At 65.1% G+C, this 25503-nt stretch carries 21 protein-coding genes and 1 pseudogene; 8 read left to right on the plus strand and 14 right to left on the minus strand.

Going from position 1 to position 25503, the window contains the following annotated elements; all coding sequences use genetic code 11:
• Positions 1-53 precede the first annotated feature (53 nt).
• Together BMY68_RS20480 and BMY68_RS20485 are read right to left on the minus strand one after the other, a co-directional pair.
• Positions 54-461: an HPF/RaiA family ribosome-associated protein gene (locus tag BMY68_RS20480; RefSeq protein WP_007932409.1), complete on the minus strand. Its 408-nt coding sequence runs from the start codon at positions 459-461 to the stop codon at positions 54-56.
• 212 nt (positions 462-673) lie between these two features.
• Entirely contained in the window at positions 674-1621 is a 948-nt protein-coding gene (locus BMY68_RS20485) for a LysR substrate-binding domain-containing protein (protein WP_023969654.1), read from the minus strand.
• A 135-nt stretch (positions 1622-1756) separates the two neighbouring features.
• On the opposite strand from BMY68_RS20485, the gene BMY68_RS20490 reads away from it, so the two are divergent.
• The 3 genes from BMY68_RS20490 (at position 1757) to BMY68_RS20500 (ending at position 5172) form a co-directional block, all read left to right on the plus strand.
• A complete protein-coding gene (locus tag BMY68_RS20490) occupies positions 1757-3133 on the plus strand; it encodes an L-serine ammonia-lyase (RefSeq protein WP_085529865.1) in 1377 nt (458 codons plus the stop codon).
• A 201-nt stretch (positions 3134-3334) separates the two neighbouring features.
• Positions 3335-4636: a serine/threonine transporter gene (locus BMY68_RS20495; RefSeq protein WP_053259686.1), complete on the plus strand. Its 1302-nt coding sequence runs from the start codon at positions 3335-3337 to the stop codon at positions 4634-4636.
• Between the two features lie 218 nt (positions 4637-4854).
• Positions 4855-5172, plus strand: coding sequence for a DUF3509 domain-containing protein (locus tag BMY68_RS20500; RefSeq protein WP_007932393.1), 318 nt, complete (start codon positions 4855-4857; stop codon positions 5170-5172).
• Here BMY68_RS20500 and BMY68_RS20505 read toward each other — a convergent pair.
• Complete coding sequence (locus BMY68_RS20505; protein WP_009042237.1) at positions 5169-5669, minus strand: phosphate-starvation-inducible protein PsiE; 501 nt, start codon at positions 5667-5669, stop codon at positions 5169-5171. The genes BMY68_RS20500 and BMY68_RS20505 overlap by 4 nt on opposite strands.
• Positions 5670-6034: 365 nt before the next feature.
• On the opposite strand from BMY68_RS20505, the pseudogene BMY68_RS20510 reads away from it, so the two are divergent.
• Positions 6035-6274: pseudogene (locus tag BMY68_RS20510) on the plus strand (YebG family protein); the annotation flags it as partial.
• 173 nt (positions 6275-6447) lie between these two features.
• On the opposite strand, the gene BMY68_RS20515 reads toward BMY68_RS20510, so the two are convergent.
• The 4 genes from BMY68_RS20515 to BMY68_RS20530 form a co-directional block, all read right to left on the minus strand.
• Positions 6448-7557 carry a dihydrolipoamide acetyltransferase family protein gene (locus BMY68_RS20515; protein WP_009042236.1) on the minus strand — a complete coding sequence of 370 codons (1110 nt, stop codon included), beginning with the start codon at positions 7555-7557 and terminating at the stop codon, positions 6448-6450.
• Positions 7558-7567: 10 nt separating this feature from the next.
• On the minus strand, positions 7568-8554 hold the full coding sequence (locus BMY68_RS20520; protein WP_009042235.1) for an alpha-ketoacid dehydrogenase subunit beta: 987 nt from the start codon (positions 8552-8554) through the stop codon (positions 7568-7570).
• Positions 8547-9644, minus strand: coding sequence for a pyruvate dehydrogenase (acetyl-transferring) E1 component subunit alpha (gene pdhA / locus BMY68_RS20525; RefSeq protein WP_175534854.1), 1098 nt, complete (start codon positions 9642-9644; stop codon positions 8547-8549). Before pdhA ends, BMY68_RS20520 begins: the two co-directional genes overlap by 8 nt.
• Before the next feature lie 95 nt (positions 9645-9739).
• Positions 9740-10759, minus strand: a complete 1020-nt coding sequence (locus tag BMY68_RS20530) for a Leu/Phe/Val dehydrogenase (protein WP_085529863.1) — start codon at positions 10757-10759, stop codon at positions 9740-9742.
• Positions 10760-10943: 184 nt separating this feature from the next.
• Here BMY68_RS20530 and BMY68_RS20535 point away from each other — a divergent pair, with 184 nt between their 5' ends.
• From BMY68_RS20535 to BMY68_RS20545, 3 genes are all read left to right on the plus strand, one after another.
• Positions 10944-11747 carry a SirB1 family protein gene (locus tag BMY68_RS20535; protein ID WP_062823633.1) on the plus strand — a complete coding sequence of 268 codons (804 nt, stop codon included), beginning with the start codon at positions 10944-10946 and terminating at the stop codon, positions 11745-11747.
• A 68-nt stretch (positions 11748-11815) separates the two neighbouring features.
• On the plus strand, positions 11816-12628 hold the full coding sequence (locus tag BMY68_RS20540) for a class I SAM-dependent methyltransferase (RefSeq protein ID WP_175534855.1): 813 nt from the start codon (positions 11816-11818) through the stop codon (positions 12626-12628).
• A 56-nt stretch (positions 12629-12684) separates the two neighbouring features.
• Positions 12685-13152 carry a GNAT family N-acetyltransferase gene (locus tag BMY68_RS20545; protein ID WP_085529861.1) on the plus strand — a complete coding sequence of 156 codons (468 nt, stop codon included), beginning with the start codon at positions 12685-12687 and terminating at the stop codon, positions 13150-13152.
• A 12-nt stretch (positions 13153-13164) separates the two neighbouring features.
• Here the strand turns inward: BMY68_RS20545 and BMY68_RS20550 are convergent, their stop codons facing one another.
• The 4 genes from BMY68_RS20550 to hmgA form a co-directional block, all read right to left on the minus strand.
• Entirely contained in the window at positions 13165-14535 is a 1371-nt protein-coding gene (locus tag BMY68_RS20550; protein ID WP_085529860.1) for an MFS transporter, read from the minus strand.
• 228 nt (positions 14536-14763) lie between these two features.
• Positions 14764-15402 (minus strand): maleylacetoacetate isomerase, encoded by a 639-nt coding sequence (gene maiA, locus BMY68_RS20555; protein WP_009042230.1) that lies wholly within the window; start codon positions 15400-15402, stop codon positions 14764-14766.
• A gap of 15 nt (positions 15403-15417) precedes the next feature.
• Positions 15418-16722 (minus strand): fumarylacetoacetase, encoded by a 1305-nt coding sequence (gene fahA / locus BMY68_RS20560; protein WP_085529859.1) that lies wholly within the window; start codon positions 16720-16722, stop codon positions 15418-15420.
• A gap of 3 nt (positions 16723-16725) precedes the next feature.
• Positions 16726-18030, minus strand: a complete 1305-nt coding sequence (gene hmgA, locus BMY68_RS20565; protein WP_085529858.1) for a homogentisate 1,2-dioxygenase — start codon at positions 18028-18030, stop codon at positions 16726-16728.
• A gap of 166 nt (positions 18031-18196) precedes the next feature.
• Between hmgA and BMY68_RS20570 the strand changes: the two genes are divergently transcribed.
• On the plus strand, positions 18197-18988 hold the full coding sequence (locus BMY68_RS20570) for an IclR family transcriptional regulator (protein ID WP_007930806.1): 792 nt from the start codon (positions 18197-18199) through the stop codon (positions 18986-18988).
• A gap of 299 nt (positions 18989-19287) precedes the next feature.
• Here the strand turns inward: BMY68_RS20570 and BMY68_RS20575 are convergent, their stop codons facing one another.
• From BMY68_RS20575 to BMY68_RS20585, 3 genes are all read right to left on the minus strand, one after another.
• Entirely contained in the window at positions 19288-21831 is a 2544-nt protein-coding gene (locus BMY68_RS20575; RefSeq protein WP_085529857.1) for a LuxR C-terminal-related transcriptional regulator, read from the minus strand.
• A gap of 148 nt (positions 21832-21979) precedes the next feature.
• Positions 21980-23347 (minus strand): DUF1329 domain-containing protein, encoded by a 1368-nt coding sequence (locus BMY68_RS20580; RefSeq protein WP_085529856.1) that lies wholly within the window; start codon positions 23345-23347, stop codon positions 21980-21982.
• A gap of 24 nt (positions 23348-23371) precedes the next feature.
• Positions 23372-25165 carry a DUF1302 domain-containing protein gene (locus tag BMY68_RS20585; protein ID WP_009042224.1) on the minus strand — a complete coding sequence of 598 codons (1794 nt, stop codon included), beginning with the start codon at positions 25163-25165 and terminating at the stop codon, positions 23372-23374.
• Positions 25166-25503: the final 338 nt, after the last annotated feature.

Genomic DNA, 25503 nt, shown 5'->3' on the forward strand with positions numbered 1-25503 from the left:
GCGCACAAAAAAGGGCCTGCAATTGCAGGCCCTGTCTGTGGAGAAATCAGCCGTCAGCTATTGAGCGCGGCCTGTTCGTTTTCCAGGAATTCCTCTTCAAGCAAGGCGTCGGCCTGGCCTTCGCGGGCGCTTGGCGCTGCCGCGGCGCGCTTGTTGCGCAACCGGCCGAACAGGTGTTCCAGGGAATTCTCCAGCTTGGTGGCCGCTCCTTCGATGGCCAGTTCCAGGGATTCGGCTTTGTGGGTCACGGAAATCGGTTGATGGCCTTTTGGCCGCGCCTCCAGTTGGCAGCGCAAATCGTGGGGACCGGGCTTGTCGCCGTTCTCGTCCCGCAGGTGAACCTCGACTCGGGTCAGGTCCTCCTCGTAGCGTTCGAGCGTGCTCTCAATGGTAGTACGTACCCACTCCTCCAGTCGGATGCTGCTTTGAATATGGTTATCGCTATTGACCTGGATTTGCATAGTTCTTCCCTTATTTCAGCTAGCTCGCGAGAGGAACCGCGTGCCCCTGAGGGCGTACTTTTTGCGGCCTCTTGGTTACAGAGTTGGGCAGAGCGCGGAACAATTCAAGCCCTTAAAAAAGATAAATATCTATTCGCAAATAAAGCCGGACAAGGAGCAAAAGCGCTGTTAATGTCGGGAGTTGGGTCGCCTCTGTCCCTGGCCTTTTTCACTCATAACTGCCCCTCTCCCAGAGGGTGCTGGCTGCGAAAAATCCCCGCCTCCTCCACCAGCCAGTCGTGCACCGCGCGCACGCCCGGATGGCTCAGCGCACCCGGCGCATACAGCAGCACATAACGTTTGTGATTGGGCACCGCGAGGCCGAACGGCACGATCAGGGTGCCGCGCTCCAGTTCGTCGTTAAGCAGAGTACGCCGGGCAATCGCCACCCCCATCCCGGCGATCGCCGCCTCGATGGTCAGGTGGTTGCGATTGAAGGTGTGCCCACGCCGCACATCCGCACCCTCGAAGCCGATGGCATTCAGATAGAACTCCCACTCCGCGTATTCATAGCTGCCGCGCCAGGCGGTGATGTCATGCAGCAACGGGAAATGCACCAGGTCCGCCGGGCCGTGCAACGGCGGCCGCCCGCGCAACAGGCCCGGGGCACAGACCGGAAAAATCTGTTCATCCAGCAGGGCTGTGGATAACAGCCCCGGATAGCTGCCGTCGTTGAGGTCGATGGCCAGGTCGAAATCGCCTTCATGCAAGGCCACGCTGCTGTCCTCGGCCACCAGCCGCAACTGAATGTCCGGAAAACGCTGCTGCAGCCGGGGCAAACGCGGGGTCAGCCATTTGCCGAGAAACGACGGGATCGAGCGCAGGCGCAAGGTGCCGCTGATCATCCCGGCATCCAGCCGGCGCAATTCGGCGTCGATGCTGCCATAGGCCTCGTTCACCGTGATCGCCAGCCGCTGACCCTCGGCGCTCAGTTCCACCCCACGGGCGCGCCGGTGAAACAGGCGAAAGCCGAGCCGCTCTTCCAGCAGGCGGATCTGCTGGCTGACCGCCCCCGGGGTGATGTGCAGTTCTTCCGCGCAACGGGTGAACGACAAGTGCCGCGCGGCACAGGAAAACACATGCAGCCAGACGTAGGTCTGGGCATGAAACTGACGACTCATCGTTTAGTCCTGCTAAAGGCTGTCTTAGGAAAATTCGTTGGTCAGTCTTGACCGAGCTAGGCAGTATCGCCGACCTGACGCTCGGCCTACAAAAAATGGCAGCGATTTCTCTTCCATTGCTTGTAAGGCTTTAGCATGGCTATCAGTGTTTTCGATCTCTTCAAAGTTGGTATCGGCCCGTCCAGTTCCCACACCGTCGGCCCGATGCGCGCCGCCGCGACCTTCGCCCAGGGGCTGTTCGAGCAAGGGTTGCAGGAGCAGGTGCAGCGGGTGGAAATCCGTCTGTACGGCTCGCTGTCCGCCACCGGCGTCGGCCATGCCACCGACCGCGCCTGCGTCATGGGCCTGATGGGCGAATGGCCCGACAGCATCGACCCGCGCAGCATCGGCCCGCGCATCCAGCAACTGCGCGAAAGCGGCGAGCTGAGCCTCGGCGGCCGCTCGACCATCGCCTTCGACTGGCACCGCGACCTGCTGCTGCTCGACGAGAGCCTGCCCTACCACCCCAATGCCATGTCGCTGTCGGCCTTCGCTGCGGACGGCCTGCTATGGCGGCAGACCTACTACTCGGTGGGCGGCGGTTTTATCGTCGAGGAAGCCGAAGTGGCCGAAGGCGCCCCGGTGGCCAACGGCGTCGAACTGCCCTACGACTTCAACAGCGCGGTGGAACTCCTGGCCCTGTGCCAACGGCACCAGTTGCGGGTCTCGGAACTGATGATGGCCAACGAACGGGCCTGGCGCAGCGATGCCGAAATCCGCAGCGGCCTGCTGCACATCTGGGCGGTGATGCGCGAATGCGTCGAGCAGGGCCTGCGCCACGAAGGCACCCTGCCCGGCGGCCTGGATGTGCCGCGCCGCGCGGCCAAGCTGCATCGCAACCTGCTGGAAATCGGCAAACCCAACGTCATCAGCTCGACCCTGTCGGCCATGGAGTGGGTCAACCTGTTCGCCCTGGCGGTGAACGAGGAAAACGCCGCCGGCGGGCGCATGGTCACCGCACCGACCAACGGCGCGGCGGGGATCATCCCGGCGGTGCTGCATTACTACATGAAGTTCAACCCCGAAGCGTCGGACGACGACGTGGTCGACTTCTTCCTCGCTGCCGCCGCGGTGGGCATCCTCTGCAAGAAAAACGCCTCGATCTCCGGCGCCGAAGTCGGCTGCCAGGGCGAGGTGGGCTCCGCCTGCGCCATGGCCGCCGCCGGCCTGGCCGAGGTGCTCGGGGCGACGCCGGAGCAACTGGAAAACGCCGCCGAAATCGGCCTGGAACATAACCTCGGCCTGACCTGCGACCCGGTCGGCGGCCTAGTGCAGGTGCCTTGCATCGAGCGCAACGCAATTGCCGCGGTGAAGGCGATCAACGCCACCCAGATGGCCCTGCGCGGCGACGGTAAACACTTCATTTCCCTGGACCGGGTGATCCGCACCATGCGCGATACCGGCGCCGACATGCACGACAAATACAAAGAAACTTCACGGGGCGGCCTGGCCGTGAGCTGGGTGGAGTGCTGAGGAGCATTCCCCCAGGCCGTATGAAAACTACTGCGCTCGGCAATACTGCGTTAAAAACAGGCTCGGAATGCTCATGTAGGTCCCTACACTCCGCTTCCTCGCCTGTTTTTGCCTTGTCTTGCCTTCGCTCGCTACGTTTTCAAACGGCCTGACCGTCCGCCCCACGTGAGCCCGAGCAAAAATAATAACGAGGCGATACCGATGACCGATGTACGAACACCCGCTGCCGAAAACCCCGCTGTAGAAACTGCCCGCGACACCACGACCGCCAGCCAGGGCTGGAGCAAGCACGACACCACCTGGATGCTCGGCCTGTACGGCACCGCCATCGGCGCCGGCACCCTGTTCCTGCCGATCAACGCCGGGGTCGGCGGCTTCTGGCCGCTGATCGTGCTGGCGCTGCTGGCCTTCCCGATGACCTTCTTCGCCCACCGCGGGCTGACCCGCTTCGTGCTGTCCGGGCGCTCCGGCGACATCACCGAGGTGGTGGAAGAGCACTTCGGCATCGGCGCCGGCAAGCTGATCACCCTGCTCTACTTCTTCGCCATCTTCCCGATCCTGCTGGTGTACAGCGTGGCGTTGACCAACACCCTGGGCAGCTTCATGGAGCACCAGCTGCACATGACCCCGCCGCCACGGGCGATCCTGTCGCTGGTGCTGATCCTCGGCCTGATGGCCATCGTGCGCTGCGGCCAGGGCGTGATCGTGCGGGCCATGAGCGTGCTGGTCTATCCCTTTGTCGCCGCGCTGTTGCTGCTGGCCCTCAGCCTGATCCCGAACTGGAACGGCGCCTTCTTCGCCTCGGCCAATGACGGCATGTCCATGCCGCTATTCCTCAAGACCCTGTGGCTGGCGATCCCGGTGATGGTGTTCTCGTTCAACCATTCGCCGATCATCTCGGCCTTTGCCGTCGACCAGAAGCGCCACTACGGCGCCCAGGCCGAAGGCAAGAGCAGCGGCATCCTCGCCGTGGCCCACGGCATGATGGTGCTGACGGTGATGTTCTTCTGCTTCAGCTGCGTGCTGGCCCTGTCGCCGGCCGACCTGGCCGCGGCCAAGGCGCAGAACATCTCGATCCTGTCGTACCTGGCCAACCACTTCCAGACGCCGGTGATCGCCTATGCGGCGCCGCTGATCGCGCTGGTGGCCATCACCAAATCCTTCCTCGGCCACTACATCGGCGCCAGCGAAGGTTTCCAGGGGCTGATCGTGAAAAGCCTGCGCAGCCGCGGCCGGAGCCTGTCGTCGCGCTGGCTGGAGCGTTGCACCGCTCTGTTCATGGTCCTCACCTGCTGGGCCGTGGCCACCTTCAACCCGAGCATCCTCGGCATGATCGAAACCCTGGGCGGACCGGTGATCGCCTGCCTGCTGTTCCTGATGCCGATGTACGCGATCCGGCGGGTGCCATCGCTGCGCCAGTATTCGGGCCAGCTGTCGAATCTGTTCGTGGTGCTGATCGGTCTGATCGCACTGTCAGCGATCATTTATTCGTTCATGCCCTGAAACGGGTAGCCAAAGAAAAACGGACCTTTTGGTCCGTTTTTTTTCGCCCCCGGGTTTATTGGTCGGCGCTTTTCCCGGCATGCCCTTTGCTTTGCAAGACCTGAGGAATACGGACGTTAATAAACCTCAGCGAACGGCCTGCCAGTGGTCTGGAGATGCGAACTAATCCCGATCCCGGCCGGTCAATGACTGCACGATACAATCAGGCGGTGACGCACATGGATAACCCCTTTCAACTGATTACCGATGCCTTCGCCCCGGAATACCGGGTCAACCTGAGCATCCAGGGCCTGGACGGCAGCATCATGCTGACCCTGTCCAAGGCCGGCCGGGTCGTAGCCAAGCGCATGATCAGCGCCGAGCAGCGCAACGATCCGCAGCGGCTCAAGCGCCTGGTGCAAAGCATTCAGTTCGGCATCGCCATCGAGCAGGGCCATAGCGCCGTGGCCATCCTCGAAGCCATGACCAACAGCGACAGCTTCAAGCTGCCGCTGCCGGCCGCCAAGGGCCGGCCGCCCCTGAGCGTGGCGATTTAAAGCTCGCCCTTCTCGACTTCCGGGTGCTCGCTGGAACCCGCACCGACTTTGCGTTGCGGGTGTTCGATTTTCACCGAGGGGAACTGCGACGAGGCGTAGCGCACCACCAGGATCGAGAACGCCAGCAGCAGGATACCGCCGCACAGGTAAATGATCCCCAGGTCCGGCGGGTTGTGGTGCGACACGTTGGAGATCAGCAGGCGGGTCAGCGCGGTGATCGCCACGTAGATCAGGAAGCGCACCGGCATGTGGTTGGTCTTGAAGTAGATGCCGACCATGGCGCCCAGTTCGAGGTAGATGAACAGCAGGAGAATGTCATCGATCTTGATATGACCTTCTTCGAGCATCCCGAGAAACTCCATCACCGCCGCCCAGGCCGTCACCGCGCCGATGGCGAACAGCGCCAGGTAGTGAAAGGTCTCGACGAACAGGTTGCCCAGGGACTCGGCCAGCTGATGGACGTTCTGCCGCAGTTTCTCGGCCCAATTGATTTTCACGATGGTTTTTCCTTAGGTCGACTCGACCGGATGATGCGGGTTGGACGTGACGGTTGTTCTGCATGCAGAAAAAAGGCCAGCGTCGGGGGTGAGATGGTGGCTGATGCAGACAAGGCACGTTCAGGCCGGCGGCAATCTGTAGGAGCAAGCTTGCTGGCGATAGCGTCTGTTCAGACAAGGTGCTGAATGGCCGCTGCGCGGATCGCGAGCAAGCTCGCTCCTACAGGGGAAGGCTGACAAACCCGGAAACCCGACTAGATTAAAAAGCCACTATTCAAAGCAGAAGGATTCGCTTATTCTTCGCGCCTGTATATAAATACAGTAGTAGCAAATACCCATTATCGTGAAGGCATGTGAGGTGGTGAATGGCCGTCGAAGTGGTATACCGCAGCAGCCGAGATCTGGAGCGCTTGTTCATGGATAAAGCCGAAGCTGACCGTCATGACAAAATGCTCGAACTGGCTGAATTGCTGGCGCAAGTGTTGCAAAAAGCCGTGCCGTCCCTGAGCGAGCAGCAGGTGGAAGAAGCCGGGATCTACATGGCGAAGAACCGCGATGTGTTCGCCAAGGCCTTCAAGAGCCAGCCGGACGCCCTGTCCGAACTGCTCAGCGCGCCGGTTGCGGCGGCCGAGCCAGAAGCTCCGCTGGCAGCGCCCGAAGCCGCTGAACCCGCAGCACCGGCCAAGCCCGCCAAGGCGAGCAAAGCCGCCAAGTAAGCAGGCTCGAATTGAACAGGCCCTGGGTTTGCGCCCAGGGCCTTTTTCATGCCTGTGGAAAACTAAAGCTCAGGTTGCTCCAGCGCCTCGACCAGCGCCTTGAAGAAGCGCGCCGCCTCGCCGCCGGTGACCACCCGATGATCGAAGGTCAGGGACAGCGGCAGCAGCGGATGCACCACCACCGCGCCGTTCAGGGCCACCGGTTCGTCGCGGATCACCCCGGCGGCGAGGATCGCCACTTGCGGTGGCACCACCACCGGGTTGGCGTAACGGCCAAACAGGGTGCCGAAGTTGGACAGGGTCAGGGTCGCGCCCATCATCTCCTGGGGCGGAATCGAGCGTGCCTGCACGTCGGCGCGCAGGCGCGTCACCCCGGCCTTGAGGTCCGCCGCGTCGCGCTGGCCGACATTGCGCAGCACCGGCACGAACAGGCCATCGGGGGTGTCCACGGCAATGCCCAGGTCGAGGTGCTGGTGCTGCTTGATCGACAGGCTCTTGCCATCGAACGCGCTGTTGAGCACCGGCTCCACCGCGCAGGCCGCCGCCAGCGCCTTGGCCAGGCGGATCAGCGGATCGCGGGCCTGGCCCCAGCGGTGCAGGTCGGCATCGCCGTAAATCGTCACCGGCACCACCTCGGCGTGGGAGCGGGCCATGTTCAGCGCCATGCTCCGGCGTACCCCGCGCAGCCGGTCGCCGCCGAACCGCTCGCGCGCCTGCTGCGCGGCGTTTTCCACATCGCCGCGGCTGATCAGCCCGTCCTTGGCCGAACCGCTCAAGGCATTCACGTCCACGCCCAGCTGCCGGGCCAGTTGGCGCACCGCCGGCGTGGCGCGGACCGCCATATGCTCGCGGGTCGAGGGCGCGGCGCCGACAAAAAACCGGTCTTCCTGGCTGGCCCCGCCACCTTCGAGGCGCCCGACCACGGTGCCGGCATCCGCCTCGCCTTCGTAGCCGAGCAAGGGTTCGCCGACATGCAGGATGTCGCCCGGCGCGCCATAGGTTTTCGCCACCACGCCGTCATAAGGCGCGGGAATGTCCACCAGGGCCTTGGCGGTTTCCACCGACACCAGCAACTGATCGGCCTTGACCGCATCGCCGGCCCTGACGTGCCATTCGACAATCTCCGCTTCCTGCAGGCCTTCGCCCAGATCGGGCAGTTTGAAATATTTCATCGCAGCCTCCTCAGGCGAAGTTCAGGGTGCTGTCGCAGGCGTGAAGAATGTCTTCGACGCCGGGGATGTACAGCGACTCCAGGCGATACAGCGGCGGTGGAATGTCCGGCGCGGTGACCCGCAGGATTGGCGCCTGCAACTCCAGCAACACCCGCTCGTAGAGGCTGGCGGCGATTTCCGCGCCGACGCCGCAGGTGCGTGGCGCCTCGTGCACGATCACGCAGCGCCCGGTCTTGCGCACCGAGGCTTCCAGGGTGTCGAGGTCCAGCGGCTTGATGCTGGCGACGTCGATTACCTCCGCCGACACGCCCTGTTCGGCCAGCGCGCTGGCGGCCTGCAAGGTCTCGACGATGCTCGCGCCCCAGCTGACCAGGGTGATGTCGCTGCCTTCGCGCAGGGTGAAGCAACTGTCCAGCGGCAAGCGCTTGCCGTCGTCCACCAGCGGTTGCGGGTTCATGCGGTAGAGGCGGGTCGGCTCGAGGAACAGCACCGGGTCGGGGTCGTCGATGGCCGCCAGCAGCAGGCCATAGGCCCGCGCCGGCGAGGACGGCACCAGCACCCGCAGCCCCGGAATATGGGCGAACAAGGCTTCGGTGCTTTCACTGTGATGTTCCGGCGCGCGAATGCCCGCGCCCATGGGCGTGCGCAACACCATCGGGCAGGTGATGCGTCCGCGGGTGCGGTTGCGCATGCGACTGGCATGGGACACCAGGTGCTCCATGGTCGCGTAGATAAAGCCCATGAACTGGATTTCCACCACCGGCTTGAGGCCTTGGGCGGCCATGCCCACGACCAGCCCGCCGAGCATGGTTTCCGCCAGCGGCGAGTCGATGACCCGCTTGAAACCGAAACTGTCGCGCAGCCCCAGGGTGGCGCGGAACACCCCGCCGTTCACGCCGACGTCCTCACCCAGGACAATCACGTTCTCGTCCTCGGCCATGGCCCGGTGCAGCGCCAGGTTCACCGCTTCCAGCAGGCTGAATGTGCCGTTACTCATGGTCCGCACCTCCCGCACGCCGCGCCAGCCGTTCGAGGAACACCTCGCGCTGCTCGGCCAGGGCCGCCGGCCACTGTGCGTAGACGTAGTCCAGTACCGACTCGGGGGCCTGGGTACCCGCCGCCTCGAAGTTATCCACAGCACGCTGCACCAGCGCCTGGCATTCCACCATCAGCGCCTGCTCGCGGTTTCCGTCCCAGACGCCCTCCCCGACCATGAAGCGTTGCAAGCGCTTGACCGGTTCTTCCAGCCAGGCCTGCTTGACCTCATCCGCGGCCCGATAGCGCGTGGCATCGTCGGCGGTGGTGTGGTCGCCCAGGCGATAGCTCAGGCATTCCAGCAGCACCGGTCCCTTGCCATGCCGGGCACGCTCCAGGGCCGCCTGCACCCGGTCGTACACCGCGAGCATGTCGTTGCCATCGACCTGCTCGCCGTGGAAGCCGGCGCCGATGGCCTTCTGCGCCAGGGTCGGCGCGCCGCACTGGATGCGCCGTGGCACCGAGATCGCCCACTGGTTGTTGTTGACCACGAACACCACCGGCAACTGCCAGGTGCCCGCCACGTTGAGGGCTTCGAGGAAGTCGCCCTTGCTGGTGGCGCCGTCGCCACAGGTGGTCACCACCACCCGGTGCTCGCCACGGATCTTGAATGCGCTGGCCACGCCGCAGGCATGCAGAGCCTGGGTGGCGATCGGCACGCAGATGGGGAAATCCTCGGCCACCGCCGGGTCGGCGAAATCGCTGCCGCGCTCGTCGCCGCCCCAGTACAGCAGGATCTCCTCCATGCGCACCCCGCGCATCAATTGCACGGCAGTGTCGCGGTAATAGGGCACCAGCACGTCTTCGGGCCGCATCAGGCTGCCGATGGCCACGCCAATGGCTTCCTGGCCGAGGGTCGGCGCGTAGGTGCCGATGCGTCCGGTGCGTTGCAGGGCCACGGCTTTCTGGTCGAACAGGCGGGTCAGGACCATCTGCCGGTAGAGCCGGGTCAGCAGATTGAAGTCGTCGGCCCAGGCCGGCAGGTCGCCGAGCAACTGGCCGTCCGGGGACAAATAGCGGGTATAGGGAAGTGCAACCTTGTGCGGCATCACATGGCTCCTGGCACGCCGGGTCAGCGTGCAGTTGTTGCGCCCCGTGCTTGTGGCGCGGGGCCTACAGGGCGAAATGCCGGGTAAGGCCTTCGCGCCTAGCGGTACAGCACGCGCTCCGCCAAGTCGTCGGCCACCCGCGCCGGGGAGCGCTTTTCAGCCTGGGCGTGAGCGAAGACTTCGGTGAGCCGCTGTCTGATCTTCGACAGGTGGGCGGTGATGGTCGCCAGGTCTTCACCGCGATGCTTGAGCGAAACGTAGATCAGCCCGCCGGCGTTGATCACGTAGTCCGGCGCGTAGAGGATGCCGCGGTTTTCCAGCTGGTCGGCGACCTGCAGGTTGGTCAGCTGGTTGTTGGCCGAGCCGGCGACCGCCGAGCAGCGCAGTTGCGCCACGCTGTGGCTGTTGAGCACGCCGCCCAGCCCGCAGGGCGCGAGGATGTCGCACGGGGTGCTGAGCAAGGCTTCGTTGGCGATCGGATGGGCGCCCAGTTGCTCCATGGCCAGTTGCACCTTGCCGGAATCGATATCGCTGACCAGCAGTTCGGCACCCGCGGCATGCAGCTGTTCGGCGAGGGCGAAGCCGACATTGCCCAGGCCTTGGATCGCCACCCGCAAGCCTTCGAGGTTGTCGCTGCCCAGGCGGGCCATGGCGGTGGCGCGGATGCCGGCGAACACCCCCATGGCGGCATGCGGCGCCGGATCGCCGGAGGCGGTGGTGCTGGTGACGTGCTGGGTGGTTTGGGCGATGCAGTCCATGTCGGCGACCGAGGTGCCGCTGTCGATGGCGGTGATGTAGCGGCCATCGAGTTGCTCGACGCAGCGCCCGAAGGCTTCGAACAAGGCGGCGCGGCTTTCGACGTGTGGCGGACGGATAATCACTGCCTTGCCGCCACCGTGGGGCAAGCCGGCCAGGGCGGCCTTGTAGCTCATGCCCTGGGCCAGGCGCACGGCATCGACCACGGCACTTTCGTCGTCGGGGTAGGCAAGGTAACGACAGCCTCCCAAGGCAGGCCCCAGGCGGCTGCTATGAATGGCAATCACCGCCTTCAACCCGGTGGCCGGGTCGACGCTCAGGTGCAGCGATTCAAGGCGAGTGCTTTGCATGAGAGCGAACATCGTCGGGCTCCCGAATCACTTCTTGTAGTCGCCAGTATAGGCTTGTGCATGAAAATTGCTGGAGCGCGCGGGAATAAGCCCGGCGCCTTTCCGGGGCTTTAGGAAATAACCTGCTACGGCATGTGTGCGGCACTGGACGAACGCCCGCGACGGGGCTAAAACGAGGCATTCGCCGGAGATTTCGATGAACCCGCGTCAAGCTTTTTTCGCCTGCCTGCAACAGTCTCCGCCCGCCCTTTTCGAGGCGGCGCTGTGGATCGCCGCCGAGCACGACAAAGAGGTGGCGCCCGAGCAGTTGCTGCAGGACTTCAAGGAGCTGCAACAACGGGTCAGCACAGGCTTGCCGCTGCTGCCAGTCAGCGAACTGGGCCAGCCGCTGCTGCGGCGCATGAACGACCTGGGGTTCCAGCAGGACGAGTTCCTGCCGCTGCGCCCGCAGGCGGCGCTGCTGGACAAGGTGCTGCACACCCGGCGCGGGCAACCGCTGGCGCTGGGGCTGATCGCCCTGGAGCTGGCGCGGCGCCTGGAGATCCCCATGGTCGGGGTCAACTTCCCCGGGCACTTTCTATTGCGCGTGCCCGGTGCCGATCACCTGCTCGACCCTTGCGGCGGGCGCCGCCTGTACCCCAACGACTGCCGTGAGCTGCTGGAGCGCCAGTACGGGCCGAACATCAAGCTGGCCGCCGAGCACCTGGCCACGGCCAGCCCGCAGCAGATGCTCCAGCGCCTGTCGCGCAACCTGCGCCAGTTGCACCTGAGCCACGACGACCACCTCAATGCGCTGATCGATGCCGAGCGGGTCCTGGAACTGGGCAATGGCAGCGCCTCCGACTACCTGGCCCGCGCCAGCCTCTACCAGCACCTGGACTGCCCCAACGCCGAGCGCTTCGACCTGGAGCACGCCCTGCTGCTCAGCGAAGACCCGATCCAGCGCCTGCGCCTGACCGAACGCCTGGGGCACCTGCCGCCCAATACCATCGTGCACTGATGGGGCGCTCTGCCTCCCATGCCACAATGCCCGGCGACAATCCTCCGTTTGCTTCAAGGATGAACAGCATGAACAGCGCCGAACGCTTTCTTCAGGACTTTCACCAACGTCGCCCCGGCACCACGCCGCCGGCTTTTTCCGGGCTGAGCCTGCCAGGGCGCGGTTCATCCTACGAGATGCTGGCAGCCACGCTCGCCACCGCTCAGCCTCGCGCACGGGTGCTGGACCTGGGTTGCGGCGATGGTTTCCTGCTGGATCTGCTGGCCAGGGAGTATCCCGATGCGCAGTTGACCGGGGTGGACATGAGCGCAACCGAACTGCAGGCGGCCCGCACCCGCCTCGCGGAGCGCAGCGTGCTGCTCAATGAGCGGGCCCAGTGCCTGTCGATGGCCACCGGCAGCGTCGATGCCGTGGTCTCGCACCTGGCCCTGATGCTGATGAGCGATATCGAACAGGTGCTGGGGGAAATCCATCGGGTCCTGGCCAAGGGCGGGCAACTCTCGGCCATCGTCGGCCGGGCCTTTCTGTTGGGCGAGCCGGGCCAGCACTACCTGCAGGCCTTTCGCGCCGCCGCCCGACGCGACCAGCTCCGTCCCCTGCCCCTGGTGGATCCCCGTACTCAGTCACAGCGTGGATGGCGGGCGCTGTTGGGCCACAGCTTCACCTCGCTGCACTTCGAGGAACTGGACCTTGAGTGGACGCCCACCTTCGAGGAGCTCTGGGATTCGTTGGCAGAAACCTACGACCTGGATCGCCTGACACCCGCCAATCGCGCATTGATGAAGAGCGAACTGCGCACGGCCACCCAACCCTTGCTGCGGGCGGACGACACGCTGCTGACCGGCTGGGGGTTGCTGCTGATCCAGGCCACGGCGGCATGACAGCCCCGCCCGGGCTCTGGCAGGATGCTCGGCTCACACTAGGGAATGGGCACAGCATGCTGATCAGAAAAGCTCATGGCGACGACGCGCAACGCGTCTTCGTCATTCGCAACCAAGCCATCAACCACCAGTGCAGCGGCCATTACCCCGCCGCCGACCTGCAGGTCTGGACCGCCGGCAGCCTGGGGGACTACTTCATCGAAGTCCTGGAGAAGACCGGATACGTAGCCGTCATCGACGACCAGATCACCGCCAGCGGCATGCTCGACCTGGAGTCGGGGCAGGTCGATGCGGTGTTTGTCGATCCGACGTACATGGGCCGCGGGGTCGGCCGGCAGATGATGGACTACCTCGAACAGCTGGCACAGCAGGCCGGCCTGCCGCACCTGATCCTGGACTCGACCCTGAACGCCGCAGACTTCTATCGCCACTGCGGCTTCGTCGGCGAGCAGGTTGCCCAGTACCATTCGCCCCGTGGCCTGACCCTGGCCTGCGTGCCGATGATCAAGCATCTGGCACGCTGAGCCCGCGCTCGTTCAGGGTTTGAGCGGCGCCTGCAGTTCTGGGGCAGGCCCCGCGCCTGCCGAAGGCGCCTCGGACGGCGAACGCACCTGGATGATCAGCAGCGCCGCAATCACCGCCGGAATCGCGCAGAAGAAAAAGATCTGCTGCACCGGGATGTGCATCGCCAGCAGCAGGCTGCCGAACAGCGGGCCGAGGATCGAGCCGAAGCGGCCGACGCCCAGGGCCCAGCCGGTGCCAGTGGCGCGGACATGGGCCGGGTAGAAGTTGCTGGCGAAGGCGTTGAGGGTCAGTTGGCCGCCGATGATGCAGAAGCCGGCGGCGAAGACGAAGGCCACCAGGTAGCGCGGATTATCGTGGTTCAGGCCCAACAGCAGGGTGCACAGCGCCGCCCCGGCCAGCACCGCCGAGAGCAGCCGTACCTTGCGTTGCAGGCGGTCGGCGAACCAGGCCATGCAGATCGCCCCCAGGGTGCCGGCGAACAGGAACATCGAGGTCACCAGGTTCGCTTCGTTCAATCCCAGGCCACTTTCCAGCAGCAGCGACGGCAACCAGCTGATCATGAAATACAGCAGGATCAGGCTGACGAAAAAAGTCGACCAGATCAGCAGCGTCGGGCGCGCATAACCGTGGCGGAACAACTCGATCACCGTGAGCTTGCTGCCCTGCCCGGCTTGGTTCTGCGCGGCCGAAGCGGCCGGTGGCTGCCAGTCCGGCAGCATGCGCGCGGTGACCCTGCGCAGGCGCGCATAAGGCGGCTGATCGCGCAGCAGGCGCGGCAACGATTCGGGGAGGAACCAGGCCAGGAAGGGAAACAGCAGCAACGGCGTGACGCCGCCAGCGAGGAATACCGCCTGCCAGCCGAAGCGGTCGATGAAACCCGCGGCGACAAAACCGCCGGCCGCGCCGCCGAAAGAGAAACCGCAGGCGGCCAGGGTCACCATCAGGGTGCGCAGGCGGGGTGGCGAATATTCCGACATCAACGCCATGGCGCTGGGCATCGCCCCGCCCATGCCGATGCCACAGATAAAACGCGCGACCATCAGGCTGTTCAGCGAATCGGCGAACACCATCATCACCGTGAGGCTGGCGTAGATCAGCACGCAGGCCAGCAGAATCCGCCGCACGCCAAAGCGGTCCGCCAGCGGCGTCACCGCCAGCGAGCCCAGGGTCAGGCCCAGCAGGTTGGCACTGAACACCGGACCGAACGCGGCCTTTTCCAGGCCCCAATCCTGGGCCAGGGCCGGCACCACATAACCCAGCACCTGGGCGTCGTAGCCATCGGTGACCAGCAACAGGGCCAGGAGCAGAAGAAGCAACCACTGATAACGCGACACCGGACGGGCGTCGAGGGCCGCCCGGAAGCTGGCAATCTGATTGTGCATCGCAAGGTACCTGCTGTTTTTTATGGTTATGGGAGCCGGCAGACCGTCATTGCTCTTGGGCGGCAAGGATCGGTCTTGTGTACGTCTTCAGGCGCGGGAGCAAACTGCTCCCGCGGACCTGTCCCCTGTAGCCGCTGCCGCAGGCTGCGATCGCCTCGAAGAGGCGTGGATCTTCAGACCGCTGAAGGCCTTCGGCCTTATCGCAGCCTGCGGCAGCGGCTACACAGGTCAGGCAGGCGTATCGGGCTGGTTGGCCGGATGGGCTTTCTGGAAGGCTGGGTGTTCGGCGGCCAGGGCGGCGACCCGGCGAATCCGCGGGTAGGCGTCCAATGGCACCTTGAAGCGCTCGGCCGCGTACAGCTGGGGAATCAGGAAGGTGTCGGCCAGCCCCGGTTGCTCGCCAAAACAATACCCCTGCTCGCCGATCAACTGCTCGACCGCCGCCAGGCCGTTGCTGATCCAGTGGCCGATCCACTCCAGCACCCGGGCCTCGTCGTAGCCCCACTGGCGCAGCAGGTTCTGCGTGCTGGAGTTGTGCAGCGGATGGATATCGCAGCCGATCAGCAACGCCACCGCCCGTTCGTGGGCGCGGGCCGCCAGCTCCTTGGAGAGCAGCGGCACCTGTGGATAACGTTCTTCCAGGTATTCGACGATGGCCAGCGACTGGATCAGCAGCTCGCCGTCATCGGTGCGCAAGGCCGGCACGCGGCCTTGCGGGTTGATCTGCAGGTATTGCGGCTGGCGGTTCGCACCGCCGCCGGCCGCCAGCAGGTTGACCGGCAGCGCCTGGTAGTCCAGGCCCTTGAGCGCCAGCGCGATACGCACCCGGTAGGAGGCGGTCGAACGGTAGTAGGTATAGAGCTCCATGACGCGCACCTCTTCTTAACGGGCAGGCAGGATTTTGCCGCGGCATTCGCCGAAACCGATGGAGGCGAAACCCTCGCGGCGGCAGCGGCCGCGCAGGATGATTTCATCACCGTCCTCAAGAAATTTACGCACTTCGCCGGACGCCAGTTCGATCGGTTTCTTACCGCCTTCGGTGATTTCCAACAGGCTGCCGAACTGGTTGCTTTGCGGGCCCGACAGGGTGCCCGAACCGAACAGGTCGCCGGCCTGCAACTGGCAGCCGTTGACGCTGTGGTGGGCGACCATCTGCGCCACGGTCCAGTACATATACTGGGTGTTGCTCAGGGTCAGGCGATGAGCCGGCAGGCCTTGCTCGCGCATCGCGTCAGTGAGCAGCAGCACTTCCAGCTCGATGTCGAAACCGCCGGCGGCCTGGTCGCGCTTGTCCAGCAGGTACGGCAGCGGCTGCGGGTCGCCTTCGGGACGTGGCGTCTGGGCACGGCGGAACGGCTCCAGGGCTTCGGCCGTCACCACCCAGGGCGAGATGCTGGTGATGAAGCTTTTCGACAGGAACGGGCCCAGCGGCTGGTATTCCCAGGCCTGGATATCCCGCGCCGACCAGTCGTTGAGCAGGCAGAAGCCGGCGATGTGCTCGGCGGCGTCGCCAATGGCGATCGGCTCGCCCAGCTCATTGCCCTGGCCGATCCAGATGCCCAGCTCCAGTTCGTAGTCCAGCCGCGCGCATGGGCCGAAGGTCGGCTCGCTCTGGCCGGCGGGCAGGGTCTGGCCCTTGGGCCGGCGTACGTCGGCACCGGAGGTACGGATGGTGGAAGCGCGGCCGTGGTAACCGATCGGCACGTACTTGTAGTTCGGCAGCAACGGGTTGTCCGGGCGGAACAGCTTGCCGACGTTCTGCGCATGCTCGATGCCGACATAAAAGTCGGTGTAGTCATTGATCCTTGCCGGTAGGTGCATCTGGCAATCGGCGGCCAGGGGCAGCAGTTTCGCCCCCTGGGCCTCGACCTTGCCACGCAGGCTGCTGCCTTCGCCGAGCAATTCCAGCAGGCGCTCGCGCAGGGCCACGCGGGCCGGACGGCCCAGTTCGAAAAAGGCATTCAACTGGCCGCCACGGGTGGCTTGCACCGCGGCCTTGGCCGGGCCCTCGAACAGCCCGGCGTCGAGCGCCGCTTCCAGGTCGAAGATGTGCTCGCCGATGGCCACGCCGCTGCGTGGCGCCGAACCCTTGTGGCTGAACACCCCCAGCGGCAGGTTCTGCAACGGGAAGTCGGCATGATCGTTGGCGGAGGCAACCCAGCTGCGGGTGATAGTTGGCTGATTCATGGGTTATTTCCGATTCGGGTTGAAGGTGGCGGGCAGCGAGGCCCAGCAAGCATCGTAGTCGTTCTGCAATTGCGGGCACTGCAGGGCGAACTGGCTCGGACGCAGCACCTGGCTGGTCTCGAACATGAAGGCCATGGTGTTGTCGATCTTGGCTGGTTGCAGCTCGGCGTTGATGGCCTTGGTGCAGCTTTCGCCATCCGGGCCGTGGGCGCTCATGCAGCTATGCAGCGAAGCACCGCCGGGCACGAAGCCTTCGGCCTTGGCATCGTAGGCGCCCTGGATCAGGCCCATGTATTCGTTCATCAGGTTGCGATGGAACCACGGCGGACGGAAGGTGTTCTCGGCCACCATCCAGCGCGGCGGAAAGATCACGAAGTCCAGGTTGGCCAGGCCGTGCACGCTGGTGGGCGAGGTCAGCACGGTGAAAATCGACGGGTCCGGGTGATCGAAGCTGACAGTGCCGAGGGTGTTGAAACGGCGCAGGTCATATTTGTACGGCACGTTGTTGCCGTGCCAGGCCACCACGTTCAGCGGCGAATGATCCAGCTCGCAGCCCCACAGCTCGCCGAGGAACTTCTGCACCAGGGTGGTCGGCTGCTTGAGGTCTTCGTAATGGGCGACCGGGGTCAGGAAGTCCCGCGGGTTGGCCAGGCCGTTGCTGCCGATCGGCCCCAGGTCAGGCAGGCGCAGGGGCGCGCCGTGGTTTTCGGCTATATAGCCGCGCGCCTGCGGGTCGAGCAGTTCGACGCGGAACTTCAGGCCGCGAGGCAATACCGCGATCTCCAGCGGTTCGACTTCCAGCACCCCAAGCTCGGTGGCGATGCGCAGGCGGCCCTGTTCGGGCACCAGCAGCAACTCGCCGTCGGCGTTGAAGAACACCCGCTCCATGGAGCGGTTGGCGCGGTAGGTGTAGATGCTGATCCCGGCGGGTTTCTGTGCTGCCGAGTTGGCGACCATGTTCACCAGGCCGTCGATGAAGTCGGTCGGCTCGCTGGGGATCTCCAGCGGGTTCCAGCGCAGCCGGTTGGGGGTGATCTCGCCCAGCGGCCCGCCCGCCAGCTGGCGATCCAGCTTGACGAAGGCCGGGTGGTTGGCCGATGGCTGGATACGGTACATCCAGGTGCGCCGCGCTTCGCTGCGGGCCATGGTGAAGGCCGTGCCGGAGAAGAGTTCGGTGTAGAGGCCGTAAGGGGCTTTTTGCGGGGAGTTCTGACCGACGGGCAAGGCGCCTGGCAGGGCCTCGCTGGAAAACTGGTTGCCGAAGCCCGACTGGTACGCAAGCCCGGACGCCGTGGAATCGAGGTTCATGGAGCCTCCTGGAAGTGGAGTTGGCAGCGGCCTGCGACTCCATGGGGAGAGCTCTCGGCACGCCAGCGTTATTTTTATCGTAATCCAATTACGGATAACGTAATTTGATTGGTATTGACCGTCAAGCTATAAAGACGCCCATTCGTCCCGGGATCACACCGCCTCCATGGAAAAGCCGCGCAGTACCAGCGACAGCAACGGTAAACAGAAAGTCCGCTCGGCCGAGGTTGGCACCGACATTCTCAAGGCCCTGGCCGAGCTGTCGCCGGCGACCTCGCTGTCGCGCCTGGCCGAACATGTGCAGATGCCGGCGAGCAAGGTCCACCGTTACCTGCAGGCGCTGATCGCCAGTGGTTTCGCCGAACAGAACACCGCCACCAACCACTATGGCCTGGGCCGCGAGGCCTTGCGGGTGGGCATGGCGGCGCTGGGCAGCATGGATGTACTGAAGGTCGCCGCCCTGCCCCTGGCCGAGCTGCGCGATGAATTGAACGAAACCTGCTTCCTCGCGGTATGGGGCAACCAGGGCGCGACCGTGGTGCATATCGAACCGGCCGTGCGCGCGGTGACGGTGGTGACCCAACTGGGTTCGGTGCTGCCGTTGCTCAGCTCGTCCACCGGGCTGGTGTTCGGCGCCTACCTGCCGAATCGCGAAACCGTCGATTTGCGCGAGCAGGAACTCAAGGCCCACGCGCCCCATGCGCTGGCGGACGAGCAGGCCTATGCCGCCCTGTGCGAGCAGATCCGCCAGCGCGGCCTGCACCATGTGCACGGCCTGCTGATGCCCGGCGTGGATGCCTTGTCAGCACCGGTGTTCGACGCCACCGGCAAGGTCGCCGCCGTGCTGACGGTGGTCGGCCCGACCTCGCTGTTCCACGCCGACGAAAACGGCCCGGCGGCGCAACGCCTGCTGGCCGCGTCCCAGGCGGTGAGCTGGCGCATGGGTTACCAGCCCTAGACGCGGATACACCAAGTCGTCAGGTTGGCGGCCGCTGCGCGCCCGATCGCAGGCTGCGCCAGCGGCTACACAACCCTGTAGCCGCTGCCGAAGGCTGCGATCGGCGGCGTAGCCGTCGTAAAAAGACCCATGCCATTTGATGAAACACCGCGTCGCCAGGGGTTGCGGCCGCTGCGCGACCGATCGCAGGCTGCGCCAGCGGCTACAAACCCTGTAGCCGCTGCCGTCGTCAAAGCGGGCTGCGCGGTTTGGCGGGAGGCCGCGTTGTCAGGTTGGCGGCCCTGATAGCTGTCCGACCACTACATCAATCCCAACGCCTTGGCCTTGGCCACGGCCTGGGTGCGGCGCTCCACCCCGAGCTTGCTGTGAATGCGCCGCGCATGGGTCTTCACCGTGTGCAGGGAAATGAACAATTGCTCGGCGATCTGCTGGTTGGAGCTGCCCAGAGCGATCAGTTGCAGCACCTCCAGCTCCCGCTGGCTCAGCGGGCTCTCCCCTGCCGCCGGCAGCGGCACAGGCGCTTCCGGTTCGGCCACCGGCTGGACGTCAAACATCCGCGGCTGACGCAGACGCAATTCATGCAGTGCCTGGTGCAGGTTGCACCGGGCACCGAGCTCCAGCCCCTCCTGCAAGGCACGGGCGGACAACACCCGGTCCCCCAACAGGAAAGCGACCTCGGCCAGGGCCAGGTGCAACTCGGTCTGCAGGCACAGCATGCCCCGTTGCCGGGCCTGTTCGAGCAGGCGCTGCAAGCTTGCCACCGGGGCCTCGGCGCGCTGCAGGTACACCTCGGCCAGCACCAGCAGGTACTCGATACGCGGAATCAGTTCCAGGGTGGCCGGTGGCGCCTGGCGCGCCTGGGGCCCGCGGTAGTGACGCAGCACCCGGCTCAAGGCCTCCCGGGCCAGTTCCGGCCGCCCCTGTTGCAACCAGAACACGCTGCTGACCTGCAGCAGCACGGCGCGGTACACCGTGTCCGGGATCTGCCGTTGCTGCATCAGCCGCTCGGCATCGCGCAGGCGCACAAACGCGTGGGCATAGTCGCCCTGGTTGGCGGCCAGGAACGCCTGGCCGAGAAACCCGTACAACGCGCGTTTGTCATGGCTGAGCAGACAGCGTTCGAGCCCAATCTGGAAATGCCCGGCGGCCTGTTCCGCCTGCCCCTGGCGCAAGGCCAGGCGCCCTTGGCGCAAGGCGATACGACCAAGCAGCGGGCCGACCCGATAAGCCTGGCGACTCAACAATTGCTGCACATCGTCCAGCAGGCTCTGCGCCCTGTGGGGTGCCCCACGGTGCTCCAGCAGTTGGGCATGGTCCAGTTCCAGCAGCGCTTCGAACAGCAATGAATCCTGGGCCCTGGCCAGGCACAGCGCCTCGCGGTTGAGCATTTGCGCCACGTCCAGTTCGCCCCGGAGCAAGGCCTGCTGGGTCAGGCCCGAAAGGCACAATAGGCGAGTCGGCCAGGCATGGGCCGGCAGTTCGCTCAGCGCCTCGAGAAAATGCATTCGCGCCGGTTCCATCAACCCTTGCAGATGCAGCAGCCAGCCCTGCTGCGCCTGCCAGTGCGCCACCAGTTGCCGCTGCCCGGAGGCCGTCGGCTGCGGCGTAAAACGCGCCATCTGCGCCACGCAGTGTTGCGCCTGGTCGAAACGCCCGGCGAACAGCAAGGCCGCCGTCAACAGCCCTACCAACTGCGGGCTGCCGAGCAGCAGTTCCTCGCCCTGCTGCTCATGCAGGCGCAACAGCAACACCACATTCTGCTGCTCGAACAGGTGCTCGAAACTGAAGTGCTGCAACAGGCTGACCGCCACTTCGTATTCCTGCGCCAGCAACGCCTGCTCGAACGCCGCCTGCCAGTCCTCCTGTGCGGCGAACCACTGGCAGGCGCGACGATGCCAGGAGCGTCCCGCGGGCCAGGGCTCGTCGCGCATCAGCCGGGCCAGGGGCGCGAACACTTGCAGCCACTCCGGCGCAGCCTCCCAGGGTTCGATGAAGCAGCCCAGTTCCTGCAATGTCCGCAGGTACCGGGCGCCCTCCCCGGCGCCGAACAGGTGCTCGCACAACGCGGCATTGAAGCGCGGCAGGTGCGCCAGCACATGCCAGACCTCGGACAGCTCCGCCGGCAACACGCTGAACAGCTCATGCTCCAGGTATTCCAGCAAAGTGTTGGGCCGCCCCTGCCGGCATGGCACGGCCGTCAGCTCGCTGCCTTCGAGCAGGGCGATGCGCACCCCGGCGCACCAGCCGGCACTGCACTGGAAAATCCGGCTGGCGGTGTGGATCGACAAAGGCTGCGGCAATTGTTGCAGCAGTCGCTCGATGTCCTCCTGGGTGAACGCCAGCTCGGGCCCCGTGCATTCGTAGAGCTGGTCGTCGAGCAGCAGCCGCGGCCAGTTGCATTGCGGCCGGCGGCGCCCGCCCAGCCACCAGGTCAGCGCCGGGTTGCTGATCGCCAGCAGGCGGTCGAGCAGCAGGTCCAGCGGCGGCGCGGCGACCCGGCAGTAATCATCGAGGAACAGCCAGGTCGGGGTCTGCACCTGCGCCAGATGGTCCAGCACGGCGGCCTCGTCCGATGCGGCCAGGCCCAACGCCCGCGCCAGCTCGCCGCACAATTGCAGCGGTGTCTGCGCCGCCCCGGCCTGGGGCAACCAGCACACCCGGCACCCGGCCGGCGCCTGCAACAGGCATTCGGCGAGCAGGGCCGTCTTGCCGCTGCCGGCCGGCGCACAAAGCAGTTTCACCCGGGCGGGCGATGCCAGGAGCGGGTCACTCAGACGGCCGCGGGACAGGTGATGGGACGACAAACGGGGCAGGAATCCAGGACAGGGGGTCATGGCGGTCATGGCGGCGTGCCTTTTTATAGTTTTAGCCTGCGTGCCCCCACCCTAGCCTTGTCGCCGGTGCTTGTTGAGAAGTATTCAGCACGCTGATCCGCGCCCATAAAAAAGGCGACCGATCGGTCGCCTTTTGCCATCGTTTGTATCCCGGGCCTTACCGGACGCCGGTTGCGCGCAGGGCGGCCGGGGTGTAGTCGGCGGCCTTGGCAGCGAAACCGAACTCGAAGCTGTGCTTCTCTTCGTTCTTCATCCCCAGGGCGAGGTAGCGCCCGGCGATGATGTCGTACAGCGCTTCGAGGGTGTAGGCCGGCACCTGGGCGTTGTAATAGAACTGCGCATGCCCTTCGGCCACTCGCCACAGCTGGCCGCGACCGTCGTAGTGGTCCACCAGCGCCACCTGCCAGCTGTCCTCGTCGATGTACATGTGGCGCTTGGCGTAGATATGCCGCTCGCTCGGCTTGAGCGTGCCGACCACTTCCCAGACCCGGTGCAGCTCGTAGCGGGTCAGGTCCTGGTTGATATGCCCGGCCTTGATGATGTCGTCGTACTTGAGGCTCGGCGAATCCAGCTTGTAGCTGTTGTAGGGGATGTACATCTCCTTCTTGCCCACCAGCTTCCAGTCGTAGCGGTCCGGCGCGCCGGAGAACATGTCGAAGTTGTCCGAGGTGCGCAGGCCGTCGGCGGCGGTGCCCGGCCCGTCGTAGGCCACTTGCGGGGCGCGACGCACACGGCGCTGGCCGGCGTTGTAGATCCACGCCAGGCGCGGTTCCTTCACCTGGTCGAGGGTTTCGTGCACCAGCAGCACGTTACCGGCCAAGCGCGCTGGAGCGGTCACCGCCTGCTTGAAGAAGGTCAGCACGTTGGCGCCTTTCTCCGGGTCCAGGTCGGGGATCTGCTGCGGCACCGCCACCTCTTCCTCGAAGCGGATCGGCGTGTAGCTGCCGTTGGTCTGCGGCGTGGCCTGGGTGATGATCCGGCGCAGGTTGCCGCCGTGATAACGGGTGACGTGGTTCCACAGCACTTCCACGCCGGTCTTCGGAATCGGGAAGGCGTAGTAGCGGTTGCCGGTGAAATTGGCCAGGCCGTTGCCTTCGTTGATCGAGGTGACGGTCAGCGCGCTGCGCTTGGCCGACTCGTAGATGTCCGCCGGCAGGCCGACCGTGCGGTGGGTCGGGTAGACCGGGATCTTGTAGGTTTGCGGGTAGCGCTTGAACATCGCCACCTGGCCGTCGGACAGCTTGTCCTTGTACTTGTCGACCGTGGCCGCGGTGATAGTGAACAGCGGCTTCTCGCTGGCGAACGGGTCGGCGAGGAAGCCCTTGGCATCCACCGCCCCGGCGTTCTTGCCGATACCGCCGGTCCAGGCCGGGATCGAGCCGTCGGCATTGCCGACCTTTTCCGCGCCGAGCGGGGTCAGGCTAGTGCCGAGCTTGTCCGCTTCCTGCGGGGTGACCGCCGCCATCACGTTGACCGCCAACAGGGTCAAGGCCAGGGCACCGCATTGCAAAATCGTCTTGCGCATAAAGTTGTCCTTCTTGAGGCCGGGTCAGAAGTTCACGCCAAAGCTCAACGCGAGGAAGTCGCGGTCTTTGAGGGTGTTGTAGTCACCGCCGAAAAAGTCGGTGTAACTGAGGCTGGCGGTGTAGGTGTTGCGGTAGTCGGCATCGACCCCGAGGCTCACCGCCTTGGCGCCCTCGTTGAACAGGCCGTTGGGCCCGTAGCCGTTGACGTCGTGGGACCAGGACAAGTTGGGCTTGAGGTTGATCCCGGCGATCAGGTTGTTGTAGTCGAGGATCGCCCGGGCGCGATAACCCCAGGACGTGGCCGTGACGAAACCGTCGGTATCGCCGCCGAAACCGTACTGGCCGTAGACCGAATCGCGGCCGTAGCGCAGCTGGCTTTTCGACTCCAGGCCACCGACATGCACGATCGCCGCCTCGCCCACCAGGGTCAGGCGGTCGGCGCCCAGCACCTGATCGAAGAACTGGGTCAGGGTGCTCTGGACCTGGGTGATTTCCTTGCGCCGGTAACCGGTGTTGTCGGCCCCCGCCGAGGTCCGTACCGGCGACGCCAGGCCACCGGCGATGGGGTTGACCAGGGCCAGGGTCAGGTCGTTGGTGTTGATCTGCACCGGGGCGTTGGGCCGGTAGCTGATCTCGCCGGTCCAGGCGGTGCCGGTGGGCAGCGTGGTGGAGAAGCTGGCGCCGTACAGGCGGATGTCTTCCGGATATTCGAGGTAGTACTGGCCGCGACCGAGCATCACGCTCTGGGCCAGGGCCGAACCGGTGCCCGGGGCGATGCGGTTGGCGGTGCTGACAATCCCCGGAATGCTCGCCAGGGTGCTGCTCCCGGCGGTGATGGTGCCAACCGTCGGGGTGCGCGCATGGTAGTTCATGAAGTACAGGCCGTACTCGGTGTCGTCGCCCAGCCAGCGCAAGGCGGTGCCCCACTGCCCGGAGTCGCGGGCATCGCGGTCGCCGGCGCGGCCGATCACCACGCCTTCGGGGGCCACGGTGAAGCCCTGGCCGAACGCTGCGGCAATCGGTTGCAGCGGACGGATCGCCGGGCTGCCGACGGTGTAGCCAGTGGTGCAGCCGTCCGCCACCACGTCGTTGCCGAAGAAGGTGCCGCAGTTGTCGACCACGGTCTGGTCCCACTCCAGCTGATAGAAACCTTCCACAGTCAATTGGTCGGTCAGGCCCTGGGAAGCGAACAGCATGTTCACCGGGATCAGGCCTTCCTTGATCTCGGCACCCGGACGGCGAAACGCCGAGACGTCGATCGGGTTGATGCTGTTGATCGAGTTGCCGATGAAGGTGCTTTCACCCCAGCTGACCACCTGCTTGCCGGCGCGCACGGTGCCCGGCAGGTCGGCGATGGAGTAGTTGTGATAGATGAAGGCATCGAGGATCTGCCCGCCGGACGACTTGGCGCCCTCCTTGCGGTTGTGGTCGCTGATGGGCTTGAACTCGCGGTCTTCGTCCTTGAGTTCGAAGTCGTACCAGTATTTGCCGCGGACGAAGACGCCGGTGTCGCCGTACTTCAGTTCAAGGTCATGGATGCCCTTGAAGATCTTCGAAAAGGTCTCGCCCTTCTTGAAGTTCAGGCGCCCGTCGTCGCCGGTGGAAGACTGCCCGCGACCGCCGTTGGACACACCCACCAGGTCCTTGTCGGCATCGCGCATGCCCCAGCTGGCGCCGATGGACAGCGAAGAATCGAACTGCCCCTCGATCTCCCCGATGTTGAATGAAACGGCCTGCGCCTGGGCGCAGCCCCCCAAGGCCACCGCGACGGCCAGCGCCCGCGGTGTGAAGATGGCGCGCATTGTTGTTTTTGTCATGCGTCTTCCCCGGTGAGTGACAGAAGGCCTCACCCTACTGCCGGCGCACAGGAGCGATAAGCGCACCAAGGAGGTATTCGCGCTGTCGCTCGAAAGGATGAATACCCCCTCCAGCCGGGCCTTTGCGCGATGCATCGACGGGCTGGATGGACGGGTATCAGGTGGATGGATTGCGCCCTTGCGGGGCATGCCCGGGCGGCGTGCACCACTGTTGCCCAGGCTGTAACAGTCCTTGTCCACAATCGCTATTTTTCATTGAGCAGCCAGCCCTTATTCTGGCCTCGCTCTCACGGCAAACAGCCACGCAGAGTCGCCCAGAGGTGTGATCACACCACCTT

The organism is Pseudomonas sp. NFACC41-3, from assembly GCF_900109505.1.
Classification (GTDB): domain Bacteria; phylum Pseudomonadota; class Gammaproteobacteria; order Pseudomonadales; family Pseudomonadaceae; genus Aquipseudomonas; species Aquipseudomonas chlororaphis.